This is a genomic window from Streptomyces sp. BYX5S (assembly GCF_054724165.1).
In genome coordinates this window covers 2,497,353-2,518,164 of sequence record NZ_CM138829.1, presented here as the reverse complement: position 1 = coordinate 2,518,164, position 20,812 = coordinate 2,497,353, and the positions used below count along the sequence as shown (strand labels likewise).

19 protein-coding genes are annotated in these 20,812 nt (G+C 71.4%); 2 read left to right on the top strand and 17 right to left on the bottom strand.

Features of this window, described 5'->3' with window-relative positions; genetic code table 11:
* Window positions 1–4 precede the first annotated feature (4 nt).
* Together ACYBSK_RS11495 and pyrR are read right to left on the bottom strand one after the other, a co-directional pair.
* Window positions 5–982, bottom strand: a complete 978-nt coding sequence (locus tag ACYBSK_RS11495) for an aspartate carbamoyltransferase catalytic subunit (protein ID WP_457476801.1) — start codon at window positions 980–982, stop codon at window positions 5–7.
* 102 nt (window positions 983–1,084) lie between these two features.
* Complete coding sequence (pyrR, locus tag ACYBSK_RS11490) at window positions 1,085–1,657, bottom strand: bifunctional pyr operon transcriptional regulator/uracil phosphoribosyltransferase PyrR (protein ID WP_457476800.1); 573 nt, start codon at window positions 1,655–1,657, stop codon at window positions 1,085–1,087.
* Between the two features lie 244 nt (window positions 1,658–1,901).
* Here pyrR and bldD point away from each other — a divergent pair, with 244 nt between their 5' ends.
* On the top strand, window positions 1,902–2,402 hold the full coding sequence (gene bldD, locus ACYBSK_RS11485) for a transcriptional regulator BldD (RefSeq protein ID WP_266721805.1): 501 nt from the start codon (window positions 1,902–1,904) through the stop codon (window positions 2,400–2,402).
* 103 nt (window positions 2,403–2,505) lie between these two features.
* On the opposite strand, the gene ACYBSK_RS11480 is transcribed toward bldD, so the two are convergent.
* The 15 genes from ACYBSK_RS11480 to ACYBSK_RS11410 all read right to left on the bottom strand — a co-directional run bounded on the left by ACYBSK_RS11480 (window position 2,506) and on the right by ACYBSK_RS11410 (window position 18,413).
* Window positions 2,506–3,984, bottom strand: a complete 1,479-nt coding sequence (locus ACYBSK_RS11480) for a pyridoxal phosphate-dependent decarboxylase family protein (RefSeq protein ID WP_460245974.1) — start codon at window positions 3,982–3,984, stop codon at window positions 2,506–2,508.
* Window positions 3,981–5,417 (bottom strand): MFS transporter, encoded by a 1,437-nt coding sequence (locus ACYBSK_RS11475; protein ID WP_460245973.1) that lies wholly within the window; start codon window positions 5,415–5,417, stop codon window positions 3,981–3,983. Before ACYBSK_RS11475 ends, ACYBSK_RS11480 begins: the two co-directional genes overlap by 4 nt.
* Window positions 5,418–5,521: 104 nt before the next feature.
* Window positions 5,522–5,956, bottom strand: coding sequence for a transcription antitermination factor NusB (nusB, locus tag ACYBSK_RS11470; protein ID WP_457476797.1), 435 nt, complete (start codon window positions 5,954–5,956; stop codon window positions 5,522–5,524).
* Between the two features lie 2 nt (window positions 5,957–5,958).
* Window positions 5,959–6,525 (bottom strand): elongation factor P, encoded by a 567-nt coding sequence (gene efp / locus ACYBSK_RS11465; RefSeq protein ID WP_457476796.1) that lies wholly within the window; start codon window positions 6,523–6,525, stop codon window positions 5,959–5,961.
* A gap of 60 nt (window positions 6,526–6,585) precedes the next feature.
* Window positions 6,586–7,704 carry an aminopeptidase P family protein gene (locus ACYBSK_RS11460; protein WP_457476795.1) on the bottom strand — a complete coding sequence of 373 codons (1,119 nt, stop codon included), beginning with the start codon at window positions 7,702–7,704 and terminating at the stop codon, window positions 6,586–6,588.
* Window positions 7,705–7,959: 255 nt separating this feature from the next.
* Window positions 7,960–8,832: a Pro-rich N-terminal domain-containing protein gene (locus ACYBSK_RS11455; RefSeq protein WP_460245972.1), complete on the bottom strand. Its 873-nt coding sequence runs from the start codon at window positions 8,830–8,832 to the stop codon at window positions 7,960–7,962.
* Between the two features lie 134 nt (window positions 8,833–8,966).
* Complete coding sequence (aroB, locus tag ACYBSK_RS11450) at window positions 8,967–10,067, bottom strand: 3-dehydroquinate synthase (protein ID WP_457476793.1); 1,101 nt, start codon at window positions 10,065–10,067, stop codon at window positions 8,967–8,969.
* The gene (locus ACYBSK_RS11445; RefSeq protein ID WP_457476792.1) at window positions 10,064–10,582 is read right to left on the bottom strand and encodes a shikimate kinase; all 519 of its coding nucleotides are present in this window, start codon (window positions 10,580–10,582) and stop codon (window positions 10,064–10,066) included. The genes aroB and ACYBSK_RS11445 overlap by 4 nt, the downstream gene beginning before the upstream one ends.
* Window positions 10,579–11,763, bottom strand: coding sequence for a chorismate synthase (gene aroC / locus ACYBSK_RS11440; RefSeq protein ID WP_457476791.1), 1,185 nt, complete (start codon window positions 11,761–11,763; stop codon window positions 10,579–10,581). Before aroC ends, ACYBSK_RS11445 begins: the two co-directional genes overlap by 4 nt.
* Window positions 11,764–11,882: 119 nt before the next feature.
* Complete coding sequence (locus tag ACYBSK_RS11435; protein WP_460245971.1) at window positions 11,883–12,719, bottom strand: shikimate dehydrogenase; 837 nt, start codon at window positions 12,717–12,719, stop codon at window positions 11,883–11,885.
* Window positions 12,700–14,325: an endolytic transglycosylase MltG gene (gene mltG / locus ACYBSK_RS11430; protein WP_460245970.1), complete on the bottom strand. Its 1,626-nt coding sequence runs from the start codon at window positions 14,323–14,325 to the stop codon at window positions 12,700–12,702. The genes ACYBSK_RS11435 and mltG overlap by 20 nt, the downstream gene beginning before the upstream one ends.
* Before the next feature lie 155 nt (window positions 14,326–14,480).
* Window positions 14,481–14,945: a Holliday junction resolvase RuvX gene (ruvX, locus tag ACYBSK_RS11425; protein WP_326014249.1), complete on the bottom strand. Its 465-nt coding sequence runs from the start codon at window positions 14,943–14,945 to the stop codon at window positions 14,481–14,483.
* Window positions 14,945–17,617, bottom strand: a complete 2,673-nt coding sequence (alaS, locus tag ACYBSK_RS11420; protein WP_457476788.1) for an alanine--tRNA ligase — start codon at window positions 17,615–17,617, stop codon at window positions 14,945–14,947. The genes ruvX and alaS overlap by 1 nt, the downstream gene beginning before the upstream one ends.
* Window positions 17,617–17,958, bottom strand: coding sequence for a DUF6167 family protein (locus tag ACYBSK_RS11415; RefSeq protein ID WP_457476787.1), 342 nt, complete (start codon window positions 17,956–17,958; stop codon window positions 17,617–17,619). Before ACYBSK_RS11415 ends, alaS begins: the two co-directional genes overlap by 1 nt.
* An 8-nt stretch (window positions 17,959–17,966) precedes the next feature.
* On the bottom strand, window positions 17,967–18,413 hold the full coding sequence (locus ACYBSK_RS11410; protein WP_457476786.1) for a DUF948 domain-containing protein: 447 nt from the start codon (window positions 18,411–18,413) through the stop codon (window positions 17,967–17,969).
* A 151-nt stretch (window positions 18,414–18,564) separates the two neighbouring features.
* On the opposite strand from ACYBSK_RS11410, the gene ACYBSK_RS11405 reads away from it, so the two are divergent.
* Complete coding sequence (locus ACYBSK_RS11405) at window positions 18,565–20,796, top strand: ATP-binding protein (RefSeq protein WP_460245969.1); 2,232 nt, start codon at window positions 18,565–18,567, stop codon at window positions 20,794–20,796.
* Window positions 20,797–20,812: the final 16 nt, after the last annotated feature.

Genomic DNA, 20,812 nt, shown 5'->3' with positions numbered 1-20,812 from the left:
TCGTTCAGTTCCCCTCGGTACGGGTGTGGGTGACGGCGGGCTCGTTGCCGCCGAGCAGCAGGTAGAGGACGGCCATGCGGGTGTGCACGCCGTTGGCGACCTGTTCGATGACCGTGCAGCGGTCGGAGTCGGCGACCTCGGCGGTGATCTCCATGCCGCGGACCATCGGGCCGGGGTGCATCACGATGGCGTGCTCGGGCATCTTCGCCATGCGGTCGCCGTCGAGGCCGTAGCGGCGGCTGTACTCGCGCTCGGTCGGGAAGAAGGCGGCGTTCATGCGCTCGCGCTGGACGCGCAGCATCATCACGGCGTCGGACTTGGTGAGCGTGGAGTCCAGGTCGTACGAGATGTCGCACGGCCAGGTCTCGACGCCGACGGGCACCAGGGTGGGCGGCGCGACGAGCGTGACCTCGGCACCGAGCGTGTGCAGCAGGTCGACGTTGGAGCGGGCGACGCGGCTGTGCAGCACGTCGCCGACGATCGTGACGCGCTTGCCGTCGAGGCCCTGGCCGATCCCGGCATCCGGTCCGACGAGGCGGCGGCGCATCGTGAAGGCGTCGAGCAGCGCCTGCGTGGGGTGCTGGTGGGTGCCGTCACCGGCGTTGATGACGGGGGCGTCGATCCAGCCGGAGGTGGCGAGCCGGTACGGGGCGCCGGACGCGCCGTGCCGGATGACGACGGCGTCGACGCCCATGGCTTCGAGGGTCTGGGCGGTGTCCTTGAGGGACTCGCCCTTCGAGACGCTCGACCCCTTGGCGGCGAAGTTGATGACGTCGGCGGACAGCCGCTTCTCGGCGGCCTCGAAGGAGATCCGGGTCCGCGTGGAGTCCTCGAAGAACAGGTTGCAGATCGTGCGGCCGCGCAGGGCGGGCAGCTTCTTGATGGGCCGGTCGGCGACGCGGGCCATCTCCTCGGCGGTGTCGAGGATGAGCACGGCATCGTCGCGGGAGAGGTCGGCGGCCGAGATGAGGTGTCGCATCATCTGGGGTGCTCCGTAAGGCAGTTCAGGAGATTCAGGGCATACGGGCGCGCGAGGGCACACCTGTCGGGCCGTACGCGCGCACGCGCACGGCGGGAAGGGGTGCTACTGCTCGGCCGCCTTGGCGTCCGGCTTGGCACCGAGCAGCACGGCGTCGCGGCCGTCCTCCTCGGCGAGCTGGACCTTGACCGTCTCCCGCAGCGACGTGGGGAGGTTCTTGCCGACGTAGTCGGCACGGATGGGGAGTTCGCGGTGGCCGCGGTCGACGAGGACCGCGAGCTGCACGGCGCGCGGGCGCCCGATGTCGTTCAGGGCGTCGAGAGCGGCGCGGATGGTGCGGCCGGAGAAGAGCACGTCGTCGACGAGGACGACGAGGCGGCCGTCGATGCCGTCCCCGGGGATCTCGGTGCGGGCGAGCGCGCGCGGCGGGTGCATGCGCAGGTCGTCGCGGTACATCGTGATGTCGAGCGAGCCGACGGGGATGACGCGGCCGGTGATCTCTTCGAGCTTCTCGGCCAGCCGGCGGGCGAGGAAGACGCCTCGCGTGGGAATGCCCAGGAGAACCACGTCCTCGGCGCCCTTGGCGCGCTCGACGATCTCGTGGGCGATGCGGGTCAGTACCCGCGCGATGTCAGGGCCTTCGAGTACCGGCCGAGCATCGGAGTGCTGCGTGTCCATAAGAAACGGACCTCCTTCTCCGCCTCACGGGACGGACCTTAAAGGACGTCGGATTTTGCGCCGTCAACATTACCAGCCCCACAACATCGCTGATCACCCGCCTGGAGGTGCGAGAACCCCGAATTCACGAGAAGGTCGGTACGGACCATTCGGCTTGACGCGGCAGAGTAACGCTGCGTAACCTCACAGTGAGTTACCAGCCACGCGGCGCAGCCGCTTAGTGATGCAGTGTCCGGGGAGCTATATGTCCAGCGAATACGCCAAGCAGCTCGGGGCCAAACTCCGCGCGATCCGTACCCAGCAGGGCCTTTCCCTTCACGGTGTCGAGGAGAAGTCCCAGGGACGCTGGAAGGCGGTCGTGGTGGGTTCGTACGAGCGCGGCGACCGTGCCGTGACCGTGCAGCGCCTCGCCGAACTGGCGGACTTCTACGGCGTGCCGGTGCAGGAACTGCTGCCGGGCACCACCCCGGGCGGCGCCGCCGAGCCGCCGCCGAAGCTGCGCCTCGACCTGGAGCGTCTGGCCCACGTGCCGCCGGAGAAGGCGGGCCCGCTCCAGCGCTACGCGGCCACGATCCAGTCGCAGCGCGGTGACTACAACGGCAAGGTGCTGTCGATCCGCCAGGACGACCTGCGCACCCTCGCCGTCATCTACGACCAGTCGCCCTCGGTGCTGACCGAGCAGCTGATCAGCTGGGGCGTCCTGGACGCGGACGCGCGTCGCGCCGTGGCGCACGACGACGTCTGATCCGGGCGCACAGAGAAGAAACGTCACAGCCCTGAGGGGGCGGAGCGCTTGGGCTCCGCCCCCTCAGGCATGTCCGGGGCCGGGCCCGCGCGGCTCCCGGGCCTCAGGTCCGGTACAGCCGGCCGATGACCTCGGGCAGGAGGCGGGCGCTGAGCTGCGGCGGGAGCGACTGGAGCACCGCGAGCACGGGGGCCATCCGTTCGGGGAGCCGGCCGCCGTCCCCGACCCCGGCGAGCGCCAGCGCGATCTCGACCTCCTCCGAGGTCAGCGCCTCCGGATCGAGGGTGTCCGCGGCCTCCACGACCTCCGGATCCACCCGAATGGGCCCCACCTCGCGCGCTCGTTCCACCGCCTTCTCCAGTTCCGCAAGGAGCAGCCGGGGCGTCTCCTCGTGCGCCACCGCCGCGGTCACCGTCAGATGCAGGGTGGCCGGCGAGGCGCCGAACGCGGGTTGCGGTTGCAGATACCAGCCGCTCCCCCGAAGCTCGTCCGCCACGACGAACACATCGACGTCCGGGTCGTCGGAGGCCACGGCGATCAGGGACGCCTCCGGCCGCGCGGCGAGGCGCAGTCCGCCGATCCTTTCGACACCGTCAGCGAGCGCGCGGGTCGTCCGGTGTACGCGCGTCGACAGCACCGCGTAACCTTCCGCGCCGACGCGCTCCGTCACGGCCCAGGCCGCGGCGAGGGGCCCGGCGGACTTGGTGCCCTGGAGCGTGGAGTTGACGACGGGGTAGCCGGGCCAGGCGGCGTGCGCGAACCAGCCGTGGCGGCGCATCCCGGCGTCGCGGAAGAGCAGCAGCGAGGCGCCCTTCGCCGTGTACGCGTATTTGTGCAGGTCGACGGAGAGCGACGTCACTCCGGGCACGGTCAGGTCGAACTCGGGTACGTCCGGGACGTCCTGCTCGCCCAGACCGCCCCGCTCACCCTCGCCGTCCCTCAGCTCCTTCGCCGCGATCCGCAGATGCCCGAGGTACCAGCCGCCGATGCACGCGTCGACGTGGCACGGCACGCCCCGCCGCAGCGCCTCCCCCGCCACGTCGGCGACCGGGTCGATCACACCGTGCGCGTACGAGGGCGCGGAGACGACGACCAGGGCGGTGCGGTCGGTGATCGCGGCGGCGACGTCGGCGGGGCGCACCGTGAAGGTGTCCGGGTCGACGGGGACGCTCACGACGCGCAGGCCGAAGAGTTCGGCGGCCTTGTGGAAGGCGGCGTGCGCGGTGTCCGGGAGGACGAGTTCGGGCTCGGTGACGCCGCGTTCCTTGCGGGCGTACTGACGCGCGGTGAGGACGGCGAGCAGGCAGCTCTCGGTGCCGCCGCTGGTGAACGTGCCGGCGCTGCCGCCGAGCAGCGCGGTGGCCCGCCGCACCAGGTCGTTCTCCAGCTCCACGACGCTCGGGAACGCGGTCATGTCGAGGCCGTTGACCCCGGCGAAGGCGGCCTGCGCGGCGTTCGCCAGCTCCTCCAGGCCGTCCAGCCCGGAGTCGTAGACGTACGCCATGGTGCGGCCGCCGTGCACCGGCAGGTCGCCCGCGCGCAGGGCGGTGAGACGCGCCAGGATCTCGTCGTCGGTCGTCATGCGGACTCCTCGTCTCGCTGGGTGGGAGCTTCGGTGGCGGTGGTCGCGTCGAAGTCGGTGCGCAGACGGACCAGTTCGGCCTCGGTGAGGCGGTAGCGGGCCAGCAGCGGAAGGCTCAGCAGGAGCAGCAGCGCGGGCAGTGCGCCGAAACCGACGACGATGGCGGTCAGCGCCGAGTCGGGCTGCGCGACGCGGTCGGTGGCATCGGAGGAGACGAACCCGCCGAGCGCGAGCACGAGCCCGAACAGGCCGGGGCCCAGGGCGAGTCCGAGTGTCTCACCCGCGGTCCACAGCCCGGTGAAGACTCCGGCCCGGCGCCGCCCGCTGGTGTAGGTGTCGGCGGCGATCGCGTCGCCCAGCATCGCGAGCGGCAGCATCTGCATGCCCGCGTACCCGATGCCGGCCACGGCCACGGCGACGTAGACGAGCGCCGTCGGCAGCTCCCGCCCCGCGGCGGCGCCGAGCGCCCCGAGCAGGAAGCAGACCGACGCCCCGAGCGCCGCGTTCCGCTTGCCCGTCCGGCGTCCCACGCCCAGCCACAGCGGCATCGCGAGGAGCGACGGCACGATGAGGCAGGCGAACAGGACGGTGGTGGCGCCCGGCCGGTCGAGGATGTACGTGGCGAAGTACTGCGTCCCGGCGAGCATCAGGCCCGTCGCGGCGGCCTGCACGACCAAGGCGCCGAACAGCCATCCGAAGGGTGCGTTGCCGCGGGCGGCGCGCACCTGGGCGAACAGGCTCGGCTCGGCGGTGGTCCGTACGACGCCGCCCGCACCAGCCCCTGCGCGCGTACCGGTACCCGCCGTGGCGATCACCGCGGCCAGCATCCCGAGGGCGAGCAGCGCGGCGATCACCACGCCCATCAGCCGGTAGCCGCCCGCGCTCCCCCGGTCGTCGCCGGTGGCGCCCGCGAGGACCGGCGCGACGGCGCCCGAGAGCAGGATCGCCACGGCGAGGAAGGCGACGCGCCACGCCATGACGCGGGCCCGCTCGTCCGGGTCCCCGGTGAGTTCGGCGGGCAGCGCCACGTACGGGACCTGGAAGCAGGCGTACGCGGAGGCGCTGAGCAGGAACAGGACGGCGACCCAGGCGGCGGCGGGTCCGCCTTCGAGGCCGGCGGGCGCCGCGAACATGCCCGCGAAGCAGACCGGCAGGGTGAGCGCGCCGAGCAGCATCCAGGAACGGCGCGGACCGAAGCGCGAGCGGGTGCTGCGGTCGGAGCGGGCGCCGACCCACGGGTTGAACAGCACGTCCCACGCCTTGGGCAGGAAGACGAGCAGCCCCGCGAGGCCGGCGGCGACGTTCAGGACGTCGGTGAGGTAGTAGAGCAGCAGCAGGCCGGGGACGGTGCCGAAGGTGCCGGTGGCGAGGGAGCCGAGGCCGTAGCCGAGGCGCACCCGCGCGGGGAGGGGGTGCGGCCTTGTCGGTGACATGGCCAGAACCTAGTGAAGATCCCCTGGAACGCACCAGGCCCGGAGCAGAACATTGTTCATGTTCTGCTCCGGGCCTGGTCAGCGGTGCTGTGCGCGGGCGGGGCTCAGGCCTCGTCGCGGCGCAGGGTGGGCTTCAGGTCCTTGAAGCGGCCCAGAAGTCCGTTGATGAACGCCGGAGACTCGTCGGTGGAGAACTCCTTGGCCAACTGCACGGCCTCGTCGAGCACCACGGCGTCCGGGGTCCCGTCGACCCAGACCAGCTCATAGGCGCCGAGCCGCACGATGTTGCGGTCGACGACCGGCATCCGGTCCAGGGTCCACCCGACGGCGTACTGCGAGATGAGCTCGTCGATCCGGGTCGCGTGCTTCGCGTACCCCTCGACCAGCTCCATCGTGTACTCGCTGACCGGGGGCTGCCGCGTGTCACTGCGGGAGTGCCGGATCCAGTCCGCGAGAACCGTCAGGACGTCGGCGCCGCGCTGGTCGGCCTCGAAGAGGATCTGAAAGGCGCGCTTGCGGGCCGTATTACGGGCAGCCACGGTTAGCTGTTCACCCGGCCGAGGTAGTCGCTGGAGCGGGTGTCGACCTTGATCTTCTCGCCCGTGGTGACGAAGAGCGGCACCTGGATCTGGTGGCCGGTCTCCAGGATGGCGGGCTTGGTGCCACCGGTGGAGCGGTCGCCCTGGACGCCCGGCTCGGTCTCCTTGATGACCAGCTCGACGGCGGCCGGCAGCTCGACGAAGAGCACCTCGCCCTCGTGCTGGGCGACCGTGGCCTCGAAGCCCTCGATCAGGAAGTTGGCGGCGTCGCCGACGGCCTTCTTGTCGACGTGCAGCTGGTCGTACGTCTGCATGTCCATGAAGACGAAGTAGTCGCCGTCCATGTACGAGAACTGCATGTCGCGCTTGTCGATGGTGGCCGTGTCGACCTTGACGCCGGCGTTGAACGTCTTGTCGACGACCTTGCCGGAGAGCACGTTCTTGAGCTTGGTGCGCACGAAGGCAGGGCCCTTGCCGGGCTTGACGTGCTGGAACTCGACGACGGACCAGAGCTGGCCCCCGTCGAGCTTGAGCACCAGGCCGTTCTTGAGGTCGTTCGTGGAAGCCACGGTTGCGGAATCTCCTGGACTGACGTGGACGACCGAGGGGCGCACGAGCAGCCCTGCGGGCTACAGCGCGAGCAGCTCCTTGGTCGTGATGGTGAGTAGCTCGGGTCCGCCGTCCGCCTCGGGGCGGACGACGAGCGTGTCATCGATCCGGACGCCGCCCCGACCCGGGAGGTGGACCCCCGGTTCGACGGTGACCGGCACACAAGTGTCCAGTTTACCCATGGCTGCGGGGGCCAACTGCGGGTCCTCGTCGATTTCGAGACCCACCCCGTGTCCGGTCAGCGGCGCGAGCCCGTCACCATACCCTGCCGCGTCCAGGACGTGGCGGGCGGCCCGGTCCGCCTCGCGGCACTCGACGCCGGGGGCGAGGCTCTCGCGGCCGGCCCGCTGCGCTGCGAAAACGAGCTCGTACAGCTCGATCTGCCAGTCGGCGGGCGAGGTCCCGATGACGAACGTACGTCCGATCTCGCACCGGTATCCGCGGTACGTCGCGCCCAGGCACACCGAGAGGAAGTCGCCCTCCTCGACGCGGCGGTCGGTGGGCCGGTGGGACATGCGGCCGGAGTTCGGGCCGGTGCCCACGGAGGTGGGGAAGGCGGGTCCGTCGGCGCCGTGATCGACAAGTCGACGTTCCAGTTCGAGGGCGAGGTGCCGCTCCGTGCGTCCCACGAGGATCGATTCGAGCAGTTCGCCGAGGGCCTGGTCGGCGATCTCGGCGGCGATCCGCAAGCAGGAGATCTCGTCCTCGTCCTTGACGAGGCGCAACTGTTCGACACCGCTGTTGAGGTCGGTGAGGCGCAGGCGTGGTGCCACGGAGCCGAGGGCGCGGTGCCGGGCCACGGTGAGGTGGTGCTCCTCGACGGCGAGCGAGTCGGCTCCGCGGGCCGCGGCGACGTCGGCGGCGGCCACGGCGGGGTCGCCCGCGGGGGCGTCCAGGATCTGGACCCGCAGCGCCTCGTCGACCCGGCCGTCGACGGGTTCACCGCTCGGCGCTCGCGCGCAGAGCAACAGGTCGTCCTCGCCGCCGGTCTCCCGGCCCAGGAGGAGGACGGCGCCGTGCGGTGCCGTTCCCGCCAGGTACCGGACGTTGGCGGGCCGCGAGACGAGGGTGGCCGCGCTGCCGCCCGCCGTCGCGCACTCTCTGAGCCGGTCCCGTCGGGCCGCGTACACCTCTGCCATGCCGCGAGCGTACGAGCGCCGAAGCACCCCGGCCGCCCCAACGCGTCCGGACGGGTCCCTCCGCCTACCCCATCCGAGCGGACCCCCCATCCCGGCCCCACCGAGCGCCCCATTCGCGCCCCTCCGGGCGGCCCATTCAAGCCCCTCCGGCGATTGAGGAGCGGGGTCCGGGGCGGAGCCCCGTGGCGTGGGGCACGGTGACCCCGCGTGGACGGAGGCCGCAACCCGCAACCCGCAACCCGCGCTACGCCACCCTCACCACTGCGGCGGACTCGTAATCGCCCGCCCCAGGACCTCGTCCAGAACCCGCGCCGTCCCGGCCACGTCCAACTGCGAGTTGTCGATGATCGGAAGCCCGGACCCGTACCACCCGGCCATCCGGCCGTGAATCCGCGCGACCTCCTCGTCGGTCAACCGCCGGTTCCCCGTCCGCCGCGCATTGCGCTCCAGCACGATCTCCAGCCCCGGCAACAGCACCACCGGCAACAAGCCCGGCCCCACATGCCGCTTCCACCCACCCAGCCCCACCACGGGCCGGTCCGGGAACACCGCGTCGTCGAGGATGCAGGAGATTCCGTTCGCCAGGAAGTTCCGCGCGGCGAACCCGCAGGTCCGGCGCGCCAGCCGGTACTGCGCCTCACTGTTGTCGTTCCACCCCGACTGCGGGTCGGCGAACCCCGAGCGCACCCATTCCCGTACGTCGTCGAGGCTGATGTGGGCCGTCGGAACGCGCCGGCTCTCCGCCCAGTACTTGGCGACACTCGTCTTGCCCGCACCGGCGGGGCCGATGAGCAGCACGGCGAGCGTGGTCGACGCCGGATCGGCGGGCGCCTGCGCGGGCGGCGGGCTCGGCACGGCGACGGGACCGCCGGGCGGCAGCGGAACGTGACCGGTGGTCTCGCGGCGCGGCGGCTGCGGATGCGCGGCCTGCGGAGGCGGCGGCGGAACGGGCGCGGGCGCCTGCGGCGCGTGAATGTGCGGCGGCACCGGCGGATGCTGCGGCGGCGCCCCGGTGAAGCCCGGCATGCCGGGCGGCTGCGGCGCGTGGCTCGCCTGCGGCGAGGGGCCGACCTGACCGTACGCCGGCCGATGGGGCGGCGACAGCGGAGACCCCCCTGCTTGCTGCATCCGGTGCCACTCCATCTCGTACGACGGTTACTCGGGCGCCGGCGAACGGGGCGCTACCGAAAGGTACCGTCCCCGGCCGCCGTTGTGTGAACGGCCGGGGAGGTCACGACGTGCCCGAACGTGAACGGACCTTGCTATTCCGCCACTTCGCCGTAGGCGGCGAGCAGGACGGCGGGGTCCGGGCCCTCCAGGACGGTGGGCCGGCCGAGGCCGTCGAGGACGATGAAGCGCAGCAGATCGCCGCGCGACTTCTTGTCGACCTTCATTGTTTCCAGGAGCTTGGGCCACTGGTCGTAGCGGTACGTCAGCGGCAGCCCGACGGACTGAAGGACCGTGCGGTGCCGGTCGGCCGTCGCGTCGTCCAACCGCCCTGCCAGGCGGCCGAGTTCGGCGGCGAAGAGCATGCCGACGGAGACGGCCGCGCCGTGCCGCCACTTGTAGCGCTCGTTCTTCTCGATGGCGTGCGCGAGGGTGTGCCCGTAGTTGAGGATCTCGCGCAGGCCCGACTCCTTGAGGTCGGAGGAGACGACCTCGGCCTTGACCCGGATGGCTCGCTCGATCAGCTCGGCGGTGTGCTTGCCGGTGGGCGTGCGGGCCGACTGCGGGTCCTCCTCGACGAGTTCGAGGATCTTCTCGTCGGCGATGAACCCGGCCTTGATGACCTCGGCGAGCCCGGACACGAAGTCGTTGACCGGCAGCGAGTCGAGGGCGGCCAGGTCGCACAGCACACCGGCCGGCGGGTGGAAGGCGCCCACCAGGTTCTTGCCCTCGGCGGTGTTGATGCCGGTCTTGCCGCCGACCGCCGCGTCCACCATGGCGAGCACGGTGGTCGGGATGGCGATCCAGCGCACGCCGCGCAGCCACGTCGCGGCCACGAACCCGGCGAGGTCGGTGGTCGCTCCGCCGCCGACGCCGACGACGACGTCGGAGCGCGTGAAGTTGGACTGCCCGAGCGCCTTCCAGCAGTAGGCGGCGACCTCGGCGGTCTTGGCCTCCTCGGCGTTGGGCACCTGGATGGCGACGGCCTCGTACCCCTGGTCGGCGAGGTCGCCGCGCAGCGCCTCACCGGTCTCGGCGAGCGCCTCGGGGTGGATGACGGCGACCCGCTTGACCCGGTCACCGATCAACGAGCCCAGCTCGCCCAGGAGTTGACGCCCCACCAGGACCTCGTACGGGTCCGTGCCGGCGGTCCCGCCGACGTGGATCCGGGTGACCTGCTCCGGCTGCTCGTTCATGCCTGCTTCAACTCCAAGGCGTCGAGGACCGCTTCGGCGACCTCTTCGGGGGTGCGGCCGTCGGTGGCGACGACCACCCGGGCGACCTCGGTGTACAGATGCCGGCGCGCCTCCATCAACTCCCGCCACTGCTTACGGGGGTTGACGGCGAGCAGCGGCCGCGCCGCGTTCAGCCCGGTCCGCTTGGCCGCCTCCTCGACGTCCATCGAGAGGTAGACGACGGTGGGGTGGGCGGCGAGCAGCGCGCGGGTGTCGGCGTCGAGGATCGCGCCGCCGCCGAGCGCGAGGACGCCCTCGTGGTCGGCGAGCGCGGTGGCCACGGACGCCTTCTCCAGCGCGCGGAAGTGCGCCTCGCCCTCGTCGACGAAGATGTCGGCGATGGCGCGGCCCTGCGCGGTCACGATGTCGTCGTCGGTGTCCCGGTAGGCGCAGCCGAGCCGCTCGGCGAGCAGCGCGCCCACCGTCGACTTGCCGACGCCCATCGGACCGACGAGGACGACCTGCGGGCCGCTCACCGGATCTGGAGGTTGTCGAGGTACGACTCGACGTTGCGCCGGGTCTCCGGCACGCTGTCGCCGCCGAACTTCTCGGCCACCGCGTCCGCGAGGACCAGGGCGACCATGGCCTCGGCGACGATGCCGGCGGCCGGCACCGCGGAGACGTCGGAGCGCTGGTGGTGGGCCTGCGTGGCCTCGCCGGTCGCGACGTCGACGGTCTGCAGGGCGCGCGGCACGGTCGCGATCGGCTTCATCGCGGCGCGCACCCGCAGCAGCTCACCGGTGGTGAGGCCGCCCTCGGTGCCGCCCGCGCGGCCGGACACGCGGCGGATGCCCTCGTCCGTCTTGACGATCTCGTCGTGCGCCTTGGAACCGGGCACGCGCGCGAGGTCGAAGCCGTCGCCGATCTCGACGCCCTTGATGGCCTGGATGCCCATGAGCGCACCGGCGAGGCGGGCGTCGAGCTTGCGGTCCCAGTGCACGTGCGAGCCGAGGCCCACCGGCACGTCGTAGGCGAGGACCTCGACGACGCCGCCGAGCGTGTCGCCGTCCTTGTGGGCCTGGTCGACCTCGGCCACCATCTGCTTCGACGCCACGGCGTCCAGGCAGCGCAGCGGGTCGGCGTCCAGCTTCTCCACGTCGGCCGGGGTCGGGTAGACGCCCTGCGGCGCCTTGACCGAGCACAGCTCGACGACGTGGGAGACGATCTCGATCCCGGCCGTCTCCTTGAGGTAGGACCGGGCGACCGCGCCGAGCGCCACCCGGGCGGCGGTCTCGCGGGCGGAGGCGCGCTCCAGGATCGGGCGGGCCTCGTCGAAGCCGTACTTCTGCATGCCGGCGAGGTCGGCGTGGCCGGGGCGGGGGCGGGTCAGCGGCGCGTTGCGCGCGAGGCCCGCCAGCACCTCCGGGTCGACCGGGTCGCCGGACATGACCTGCTCCCACTTGGGCCACTCGGTGTTGCCCACCATGATCGCGACCGGGGAGCCGAGGGTGAGTCCGTGCCGGACACCGCCCAGGAACGTGACCTCGTCACGCTCGAATTTCATCCGGGCTCCGCGGCCATAGCCGAGGCGACGCCGTGCCAGGTGGTCCGCCACCATCTCCGTGGTGATCGGAACGCCGGCGGGAAGTCCCTCCAGCGTCGCGACGAGTGCGGGGCCGTGCGACTCCCCCGCGGTCAGCCAGCGCAACCTGCTCAACGGTGCTCCTCATGCTCGCGCTCTGTGTATGGGAACGATCCTCCCACGTCCGCGGAGCCCGACGTTTCCGGTGTCCGGGGTACGGACGGCACATGAGACACGTGCCACAGGCGCGGGGGTCAGCCGAGCGCCTCGACCCCGGCCGCGCGCATCGCGGCCAGTACCGGGCGGGTGTCCCCGGTGAACTGTTCGAACTGGAAGACCGCCTGGTGCACGAGCAGGTCCAGCCCGCTGAGCACCGGCCCGCCCCGCCGCTCCCAGGCGGCGGCCAGCGCCGTGGGCCACGGGTCGTACAGCACGTCGAAGAGCGTGCCTACACGGTCCGGTACGGCCTCGACCAGGTGGTCCGTGCCGCCCTTCGGTGTGGTGGCGATCACCAGCGGCGCGTCGAAGGCCCGTGCCGCGTCGGCCCAGTCGGCGGTACGCACCCGCACCCCGAGCCGCTCGCCCCAGCCGCGCATCTCGGCGGCGCGCTGTTCGCTGCGTACGTAGGTGACGACCTCGCCGGTGCAGATCCGGGAGAGCGCGGCGAGCGCGGAGGACGCGGTGGCGCCCGCGCCGAGGATCGCCGCCGACTCGACCTTCTCGACGCCGCGCTCGTGCAGCGCCGCGACGAGCCCGGGGATGTCGGTGTTGTCGCCGACCTTCCGGCCGTCGGCGCCCAGCACCACCGTGTTCACGGCCTCGACGGACCGCGCGGTCTCGGTGATCTCGTCGAGCAGCGGGATCACCGCCCGCTTCAGCGGCATCGTCAGCGAGAGCCCGGCCCACTCCGGCCCGAGCCCGGCGAGGAAGCCCGGCAGCGCCGCCTCGTCGGTCTCGAACCGGTCGTACGTCCACCGGTCGCCGATCCCCAGCGCCTCGTACGCCGCGAGGTGCAGCTGCGGCGACAGGGAGTGGGCGATGGGCGACCCGAGAACCGCCGCCCGGCGTACGTCAGTTGCTCTGGCTTGCATTGAACTTTTCCTTGAGCCTGTTGAACTCGGCGCCGGTCTTCGCGAACTCGGTCTTGTGCATGCCGTCCGTCGCCACGAAGTAGATCCAGCCGTCGTCCGTCGGGTTCAGCGTCGCGGCGAGGGCCACGTCGCCGGGGTTGCTGATCGGACCGGGCGGGAGGCCCTTGCGCGTGTAGGTGTTGTACGGGTCCTTGTTGCTGTTGATCTCGGACTCGCTGATGTTGATGTTGCTCTGCTTGTTCAGGTAGTTGAAGGTCGAGTCGAACTGGAGGAGCTGGTTGGTCTCCGTGTTCGTCGGCTTGAGGCGGTTGTAGACGACCTCGGCCATCTTGCGGAAGTCGTCGTGCGTCTTGCCCTCGGCCTGCACGAGGCTCGCGACGGTGAGCACCTGCCACGGGTTGTCGAGCTTGAGCTTCTCGGCCTCGCCCTCGAGGTCGAGCTTCGCGTACGCGTCGTCGGCCCGCGAGACCATGTCCTTCAGGACCTCCTCGGGCTTCATGCCCTTGGCGGCCGCGTAGCTCGACGGGTAGAGGAAGCCCTCCAGCGGGTCCTTGACGCTGGGGCGGTTCAGCGCCCAGTCGGGCAGGCCGAGTTCCTTGTAGTCCTGCTTCGCGACCTTGGCCGTGGTGCCCTTGTCGACCTTGAGCTTCTTGTCGATCAGCTCGTAGACGGCCGCGTTGCGGGCGCCTTCGGGGATCGTCAGGTTGGCGCGGGCCGTCGGGCTGAGCAGCATGTCGACCGCGCTCGCGGCGGACATCTGTTTCTCCATGACGTACGCGCCGTCCTGGATCGACTTGCCCTTCGGGTCGGCCGACTGGGCGGCGACGAACGCGTCGACGCTCTGGACGACACCGGCGTCCTTGAGCTTCTGTCCGATGGTGTAGCCGCCGGAGCCCTTCGGGATGACGACGGTGACCTGTTCGCCGTTGCCGTCGCCCGCGTAGTCCGGGGCCGCGCCGAAACGATCCTGGTAGAACTGGTAGCCGAAGTAGCCGACGCCGCCGACACCGGCCGCGAAGATCACGACGAGGACGAGGCAGGCACAGCCGCTGCGCCGCTTCTTCGGCTTCTTGCCGCCCCGGCCGCGGCGCCCGCCACGGCCCTCGTCGTAGTCGTTCTCGTCGTCCCCGCCGCCGTTGAAGAACGCTTCCTCGCCCTGGTCGGGGCCCGCGTCCCAGCCGGTGTCGGGCTCCGGCGGACGGCGCCGGCCCGGCGGCTCGGGCGGCGGGTAGGCGCCGGGGTTGTTGTAGTAGTCCGGCTCTTCGTTGGGGTACGCGGCGTGCTGGCCGGTGCCGTACGGATCGGCGGGGTCCACTCCGTACGGGGGCTGCGGCTGCCCGTGCGCGCCGGTGTTGTCCCAGCCGCCCTGGCCCTGGCCCTGCCCGCCGCCGTACGCCTGCTGCCCGTAACCGGGGTCCTGGCCGTAGCCGTAACCCTGCTGACCGGTGTCCCAGTCACCGCCGTAGCCCTGCTGGGGGTCGTACTGCCCCTGGCCGCCGTAGGCCGCCTGGCCGTGTCCGGCCTGCTGACCCCATCCCTGGTCCCCGTACAGCGGGTCCGCGGGATGCCACGGTTCGGAGCCTTGGCCCCGGCCATACTCAGTCATCGGTCCCCTACAAGCCGCGAGGCGGTGTGGGCCGCTGTCCGGTCCGGGGGCCCGATGAGGGAGTCCCGACCAGGAAGGGCAACCGTTCCGCCTCTTGATGCTGTGCGGCGGCTATTCGAACACCGCCGGTCGCGCGGAACGTTACCGTATCGCGATCAGACAACCACTTCGACGCCCTCGCCAGGAGCGGTTCCTGACGCCCGTTCGGACTCCAGAGCCTGCTGGAGGATGATGACGGCGGCCGCCTGGTCGATGACAGAGCGGCCCTTTTTGGACTTAACACCGCTGGCGCGCAGTCCCTGACTGGCCGTCACTGTGGTCATCCTCTCGTCGAGAAGTCTCACCGGAACGGGTGCCACGCCACGGGCGAGTTCCTGCGCGAAGCCGCGGACCTTGGCGGCCGCCGGACCCTCGCCCCCCTTGAGGGAGCGAGGGAGGCCGACGACGATCTCGATCGGCTCGTACTCCTCGACGATCTGCTTGAGGCGCCGGTGAGCGGCCGGGACGTCGCGTCCCGGCACGGTCTCCACCGGCGTCGCGAGGATCCCGTCGGGGTCGCAGGACGCGACCCCGATCCGGGCGTCGCCGACGTCGATCGCCAGCCGGCGGCCCCTGCGCATCAGTGGGCCGTCTCTCCGACGAGACGCTCGACCGCGTCGATGGCGTCGCCGATCGCGGCCGGGTTCTGGCCGCCGCCCTGCGCCACGTCCGGCTTGCCGCCGCCACCGCCGCCGAGGGTCTTCGCGGCCGTACGGACCAGGTCGCCGGCCTTGAGGCCGCGGTCACGGGCGGCGTCGTTGGTGGCGATGACCGTGAGCGGCTTGCCATTGGCCGTCGTGAAGAGCGCGACGACCGCGGGGCGGCCGCCCTGGATGCGGCCGCGCACGTCGAGGACCAGCTTGCGCAGGTCGTCGGCGGAGGTGCCGTCCGGGACCTGACCGGTGACGACGGCGACACCGCGGACGTCCTTGGCGGAGTCGGCGAGACCGGCGGCGGCCTGGAGGACCTTCTCCGCGCGGAACTTCTCGATCTCCTTCTCGGCGTCCTTGAGCTTGCCGAGCATCGCGGAGATCTTCTCCGGCAGCTCCTCGGAGCGGCCCTTGACCAGTTCCTGGAGCTGGGCGACGACCGTGTGCTCCTTGGCCAGGAAGTTGTACGCGTCGACGCCGACCAGGGCCTCGATACGGCGCACACCGGAACCGATGGAGGACTCGCCGAGCAGCTTCACCAGGCCGAGCTGGGCGGTGTTGTGCACGTGCGTGCCGCCGCACAGCTCCTTGGAGAAGTCGCCGATGGTGACGACGCGGACGCGCTCGCCGTACTTCTCGCCGAACTCGGCGATGGCACCCTGCTTCTTCGCCTCCTCGATGCCCATGACCTCGGCCTGGACGTCGAGCTCGCGGGCCAGGACCTCGTTGATCTTCTGCTCGACGTCGGTCATCACGGCCGTCGGAACGGCGGACGGGGAACCGAAGTCGAAGCGGAAGCGGCCCGGCTGGTTCTCGGAACCGGCCTGCGCGGCCGTCGGGCCGAGCGCGTCGCGCAGCGCCTGGTGGGTCAGGTGCGTGGCGGAGTGGGCGCGGGCGATGGCGCGGCGGCGGGTGACGTCGATGACCGCCTGGGCCGGAGCGCCGACGGTCACCTCGCCGACCTGCACGACGCCCTTGTGGACGTAGACGCCGGGGACCGGCTTCTGGCAGTCGCGGACCTCGATCACCGCGCCGTTGTCCAGCTTGATGCGGCCGGTGTCGCCGATCTGGCCGCCGCCCTCGGCGTAGAACGGGGTGCGGTCGAGGACGACCTCGACCTCGTCGCCCTCGGTGGCGGCCGGCGAGGAGACGCCGTTGACGAGCAGGCCGACGACGGTCGACTCGCTGTCCGTCGACGAGTAGCCGATGAAGTCGGTGGCCCCCGCGGCGTCCGCGATCTCGCGGTAAGCGCCGACGTTGGCGTGGCCCGTCTTCTTGGCCTGGGCGTCCGCCTTGGCGCGCTCCCGCTGCTCCTTCATCAGGCGCCGGAAGCCGTCCTCGTCCACGGACAGGCCCTGCTCGGCGGCCATCTCGAGGGTGAGGTCGATCGGGAAGCCCCACGTGTCGTGGAGCAGGAACGCCTTGTCGCCGGCGAGGACCGACTTGCCGGCGGCCTTCGTCTCGGTGACGGCGGTGTCCAGGATGTTCGTGCCGCCCTTGAGGGCCTTGAGGAACGCGGCCTCCTCGGCGAGCGCGACCTGCTCGATGCGCTTGCGGTCGGTGATCAGCTCCGGGTACTGCTGCCCCATCGTGTTGATCACGACGTCGAGCAGCTCCTGCACGACGGGACCGGTGGCGCCGAGGATGCGCATGTTACGGATGGCGCGGCGCATGATGCGGCGCAGCACGTAGCCGCGGCCCTCGTTGCCCGGCGTGACGCCGTCGCCGATGAGCATCGTCGACGTCCGCATGTGGTCGGCGACGACACGGAGCGAGACGTCCGACTCGTGCTGGGCGCCGTAGGCGACGCCGGTCAGCTCGGTGGCCTTGTCGATGATGACGCGCAGGGTGTCCGTCTCGTACATGTTCTGTACGCCCTGGAGGATCATCGCGAGGCGCTCGAGGCCGAGACCCGTGTCGATGTTCTGCGACGGCAGGTCACCGAGGATCTCGAAGTCCTCCTTCGACGTGCCGGCGCCGCGCTCGTACTGCATGAAGACCAGGTTCCAGATCTCCACGTAGCGCTCGTCGTTGACGATCGGGCCGCCCTCTTCGCCGAACTCGGGGCCGCGGTCGTAGTTGATCTCGGAGCACGGGCCGCAGGGGCCGGGGACGCCCATGGACCAGAAGTTGTCCTTCTTGCCCAGGCGCTGGATGCGCTCCTTCGGCACGCCGACGACCTCGTGCCAGATGCGCTCGGCCTCGTCGTCGTCGAGGTAGACGGTGATCCAGAGCTTCTCGGGCTCCAGACCGTAGCCACCGTCCGCCACGGAGCTGGTGAGCAGCTCCCAGGCGTACGTGATGGCGCCTTCCTTGAAGTAGTCGCCGAAGGAGAAGTTGCCGCACATCTGGAAGAACGTGCCGTGGCGGGTCGTCTTGCCGACCTCTTCGATGTCCGGCGTGCGCACGCACTTCTGGACGGAGGTGGCGCGCGGCGCCGGCGGCTTGACCTCACCCAGGAAGTAGGGCTTGAACGGGACCATGCCCGCGGGGACGAGCAGCAGAGTCGGGTCGTCCGCGATGAGCGACGCCGAGGGCACGACCTTGTGGCCACGCTCCTCGAAGAAGCTCAGCCAGCGGCGACGGATTTCAGCCGACTCCATCAGTGGTCCTCATTCCGGTTGTTGATCGAGTACCTGGTGTTCTCGAGGTACTTGGGTTGCTTGGTGTTCTGGATGACCGCGAAGCGGCTCCGCGGCAGCTCGGCGGGGTCCGGCTGCTCGTTGATGCCCAGGGCCTCACCGAGTTCGGCCTCGCGCTCCACCATGTTGTCGCGGACGTCGAGCGCGAAGTCCTTGAGCTTGTGGCCCGCTTCGACCGCCTTGTTGGCGGCCTGCGCGGCGAGCGACTCGGGAGTCAGCTGCTTGAGCTTGCGGTTGACCTTCGTGGTGGCCCATACGCCGGCGGCTGCGCCCGCGGTGAACCAGAACGTACGGCGGAACATGTATGCGGTCAGTCCCTCTTGTTCCGGTTGGCCCGCTTGGCTCGCCGCGCCTCGGGGAGCGGGCGCCCCACGATCACGGTACGGCGCGATTCCTTGGCGGGCGCGTCCTTGCCCCGGCCGCCGATGGCCCGGCGCACTCCGTAGCCGAACGCCGCCACCTTGACCAGCGGGCCACCGAAGGTGGAGGCCACGGTGGAGGAGAGCGCCGACGCGTTCGAGGTGACTTCCTGGACGTCCGTGGCGATCGAGTCGACCCGGTCGATCTGGGTCTGCGCGGAGCGCACCGCGGCGGAGGCGTCGGCCAGCAGCGGAACGGCCTGTTCGGTCACGTCCTCGACCAGCTTGGTGGTCGCCCTGAGCGTCTGGGCCAGCCTCACGAGCGCGACCGCGAGGAAGGAGACCAGGATCGCCCAGAAGACAGCCACCAGAATCCCGGCAACCTCTCCACCGGACACTTGGCACCGCTCCCTAGCCGAACATCGAAAAGTCGTCCCCCGAGCCTATCGCGCCCGACCCCGCGGTCCGTACCGCATTCCTCTGCGCAGCGCAGGGGATTCCGGGGAGCGATTGTACGGACCGCGCACGCCTGAGTACGCTCTGTACCCCATGCGACGCACTTCGCGCCCCACAGATGTTCCCGCCGGTCCCCCACGACCCGGCAACCTTCCGCACGAACTGAACCGGTTCGTCGGCCGCACCGCCGAACTCGCGGCGCTGGCCGCGGCTCTGGAGGCGGGGCGTCTGGTCACGGTCACCGGCGTCGGTGGTGTCGGCAAGTCCCGCTTCGCCGCCCGCGCCGTCGCCGGAGTGCCGCGGGCGTCGTGTCCCGACGGGGTGTGGCGGGTGGAGCTCGCGACGGTGCGGCAGCCGGAGCTCGTCGAGTACACGCTGGCCGAGACCCTCGGGCTCACCGACCACACCACGCGCCCGCCGCGCCAGGTCCTGGTCGACCATCTCGCCGAGCGCCGGCTCGTCCTGGTGCTCGACGGTTTCGAGCACCTCGTCGACGCGTGCGCCTCGTTGGTACGGGATCTGCTGCGCGCCGCGCCGGGGCTGCGGGTGGTCGCGGTGGGCCGCAGGCCGCTCGCCGTGGACGGTGAGCAGTTGTTCCCGCTGGCGCCGCTGACGCCCGCGGACGCGGCGGAGCTGTTCGCGGACCGGGCGGGGGCGCTGCTGCCCGAGTTCCAGCTGGACGGGCGCGCGCTGGTCGACGTCCTGGAGCTGTGCCGCCGCCTGGACTGCCTGCCGCTGGCCGTGGAGCTCGCGGCGGGGCGGTTGCGGGTGCTGTCGCCGCCGCAGCTGATGGAGCGGCTCGACGACCGGTTCCGGCTGCTGCGGGGCGGCGGGCGGGACGCGCTGCCGCGCCATCAGACGCTGCGGACGACGATCGGCTGGAGCCACGAACTGTGCACGCCGCGGGAGCGGTTGCTGTGGGCGCGCCTGTCGGTCTTCTCCGGCTCGTTCGACCTGGAGGCGGCGGAGTACGTGTGCGGGGGCGAGGGCCTGTCCGCCGACGAGGTGCTCGACGTCCTCGACGAACTCCTCGCGCAGTCCGTGGTGGTGCGCGAGGAGGAGCGCGGCGAGGTCCGCTACCGGATGCTCGACACGGTCCGCGCGTACGGCGCGGAGTGGCTGGACGGCCTGGGCGACGGCCGGCGGATGCGGCGCAGGCACCGCGACTGGTACATGGGCCTGGCGACCTGGTGCGAGCTCGACTGGTTCTCGCCGCGGCAGAGCGAGGTGGCCGCCCGGGTCGAGGGCGAGCTGCCGAATCTGCGGGCGGCCCTCGAGTACTGCCTGACCGAGCCGGGCGAGACGCATCTGGGCCAGTACCTGGCGGGCACCCTGTGGTTCTACTGGGCAGGCTGCGGGCGGCTCTCCGAGGGGCGGCACTGGCTGGACCGCAGCGTCGGCCTCGACATCGCCTTCGACGACGCGGGCCTCGACGAGGAGGCACTCGCGTTCGGAGCCGCGCGCCTCAAGGCGCTGTGGGTGCTCGGCTACGTGGCGATCCTCCAGGGCGACACCGTGCCCGCGCTCGCCGCGCTCCAGGAGTGCCGCGAGGAGGCCGACCGCAGCGGGGACGCCACGGCGCTCGCGTACGCGGTGCATCGCACGGGGTGTCTGGCCCTGGTCACGGACGACCTGCCGCGCGCCGCGCAGCTGCTGCGCTCGGCGCTGGCGAGCTACCGGGAGATCGGCGAGCTGAACAGCAACGTGCTGATGGGCCAGGTCGAGCTGTCGATGGCGCTCGCCTTCCAGGGCGAACTGGCGGAGGCCGTCACGCTGTGCGAGGACGTGCGGCAGGTGTGCGAGGACCACGGGGAGCGCTGGACGCTCGCGTACGCGCTCTATGTGCTGGCGTACGCGCGGTGGGCGGAGGGCGACTTCGCGCGGGCGCGCGACATGCTCGACGAGAGCCTGGCCATCGGGCACGAGTTCCACGACCTGCTCGGCACGGTCCTGGCGATGGAGATGCTCGCCCTGGTCACCCTTGAGGAGGGCGACGCCGCCGAGGCCGCGGTGCTCCAGGGTGCGGCGGGGCGGATGTGGTCGGCGGTGGGGCTGCCGCTGTTCGGTTCGGTGTACTACAACGCTCCGCACGAGCTGTGCGAGGCGCGGGCCCGGGAGTCGCTGGGCCCCGCCCGTTTCGCGGAACTCGCGCGCACGGGCGAGCGGTTGGGCCACGACGAGGCGGTGGCGCGGGCCCGGAGCCGGGTCCGTCCGCAGCACCCGGCGAGCGCGGTGCCGCATCCGGCCCGCCCCGCGGAACCGGTCCTGGGCAAACGAGAACCCGCCGCCTCGCACACCTGGAAGGGTGGCGAGACGGCGGGCTGAAACGCAGGTGAGACTA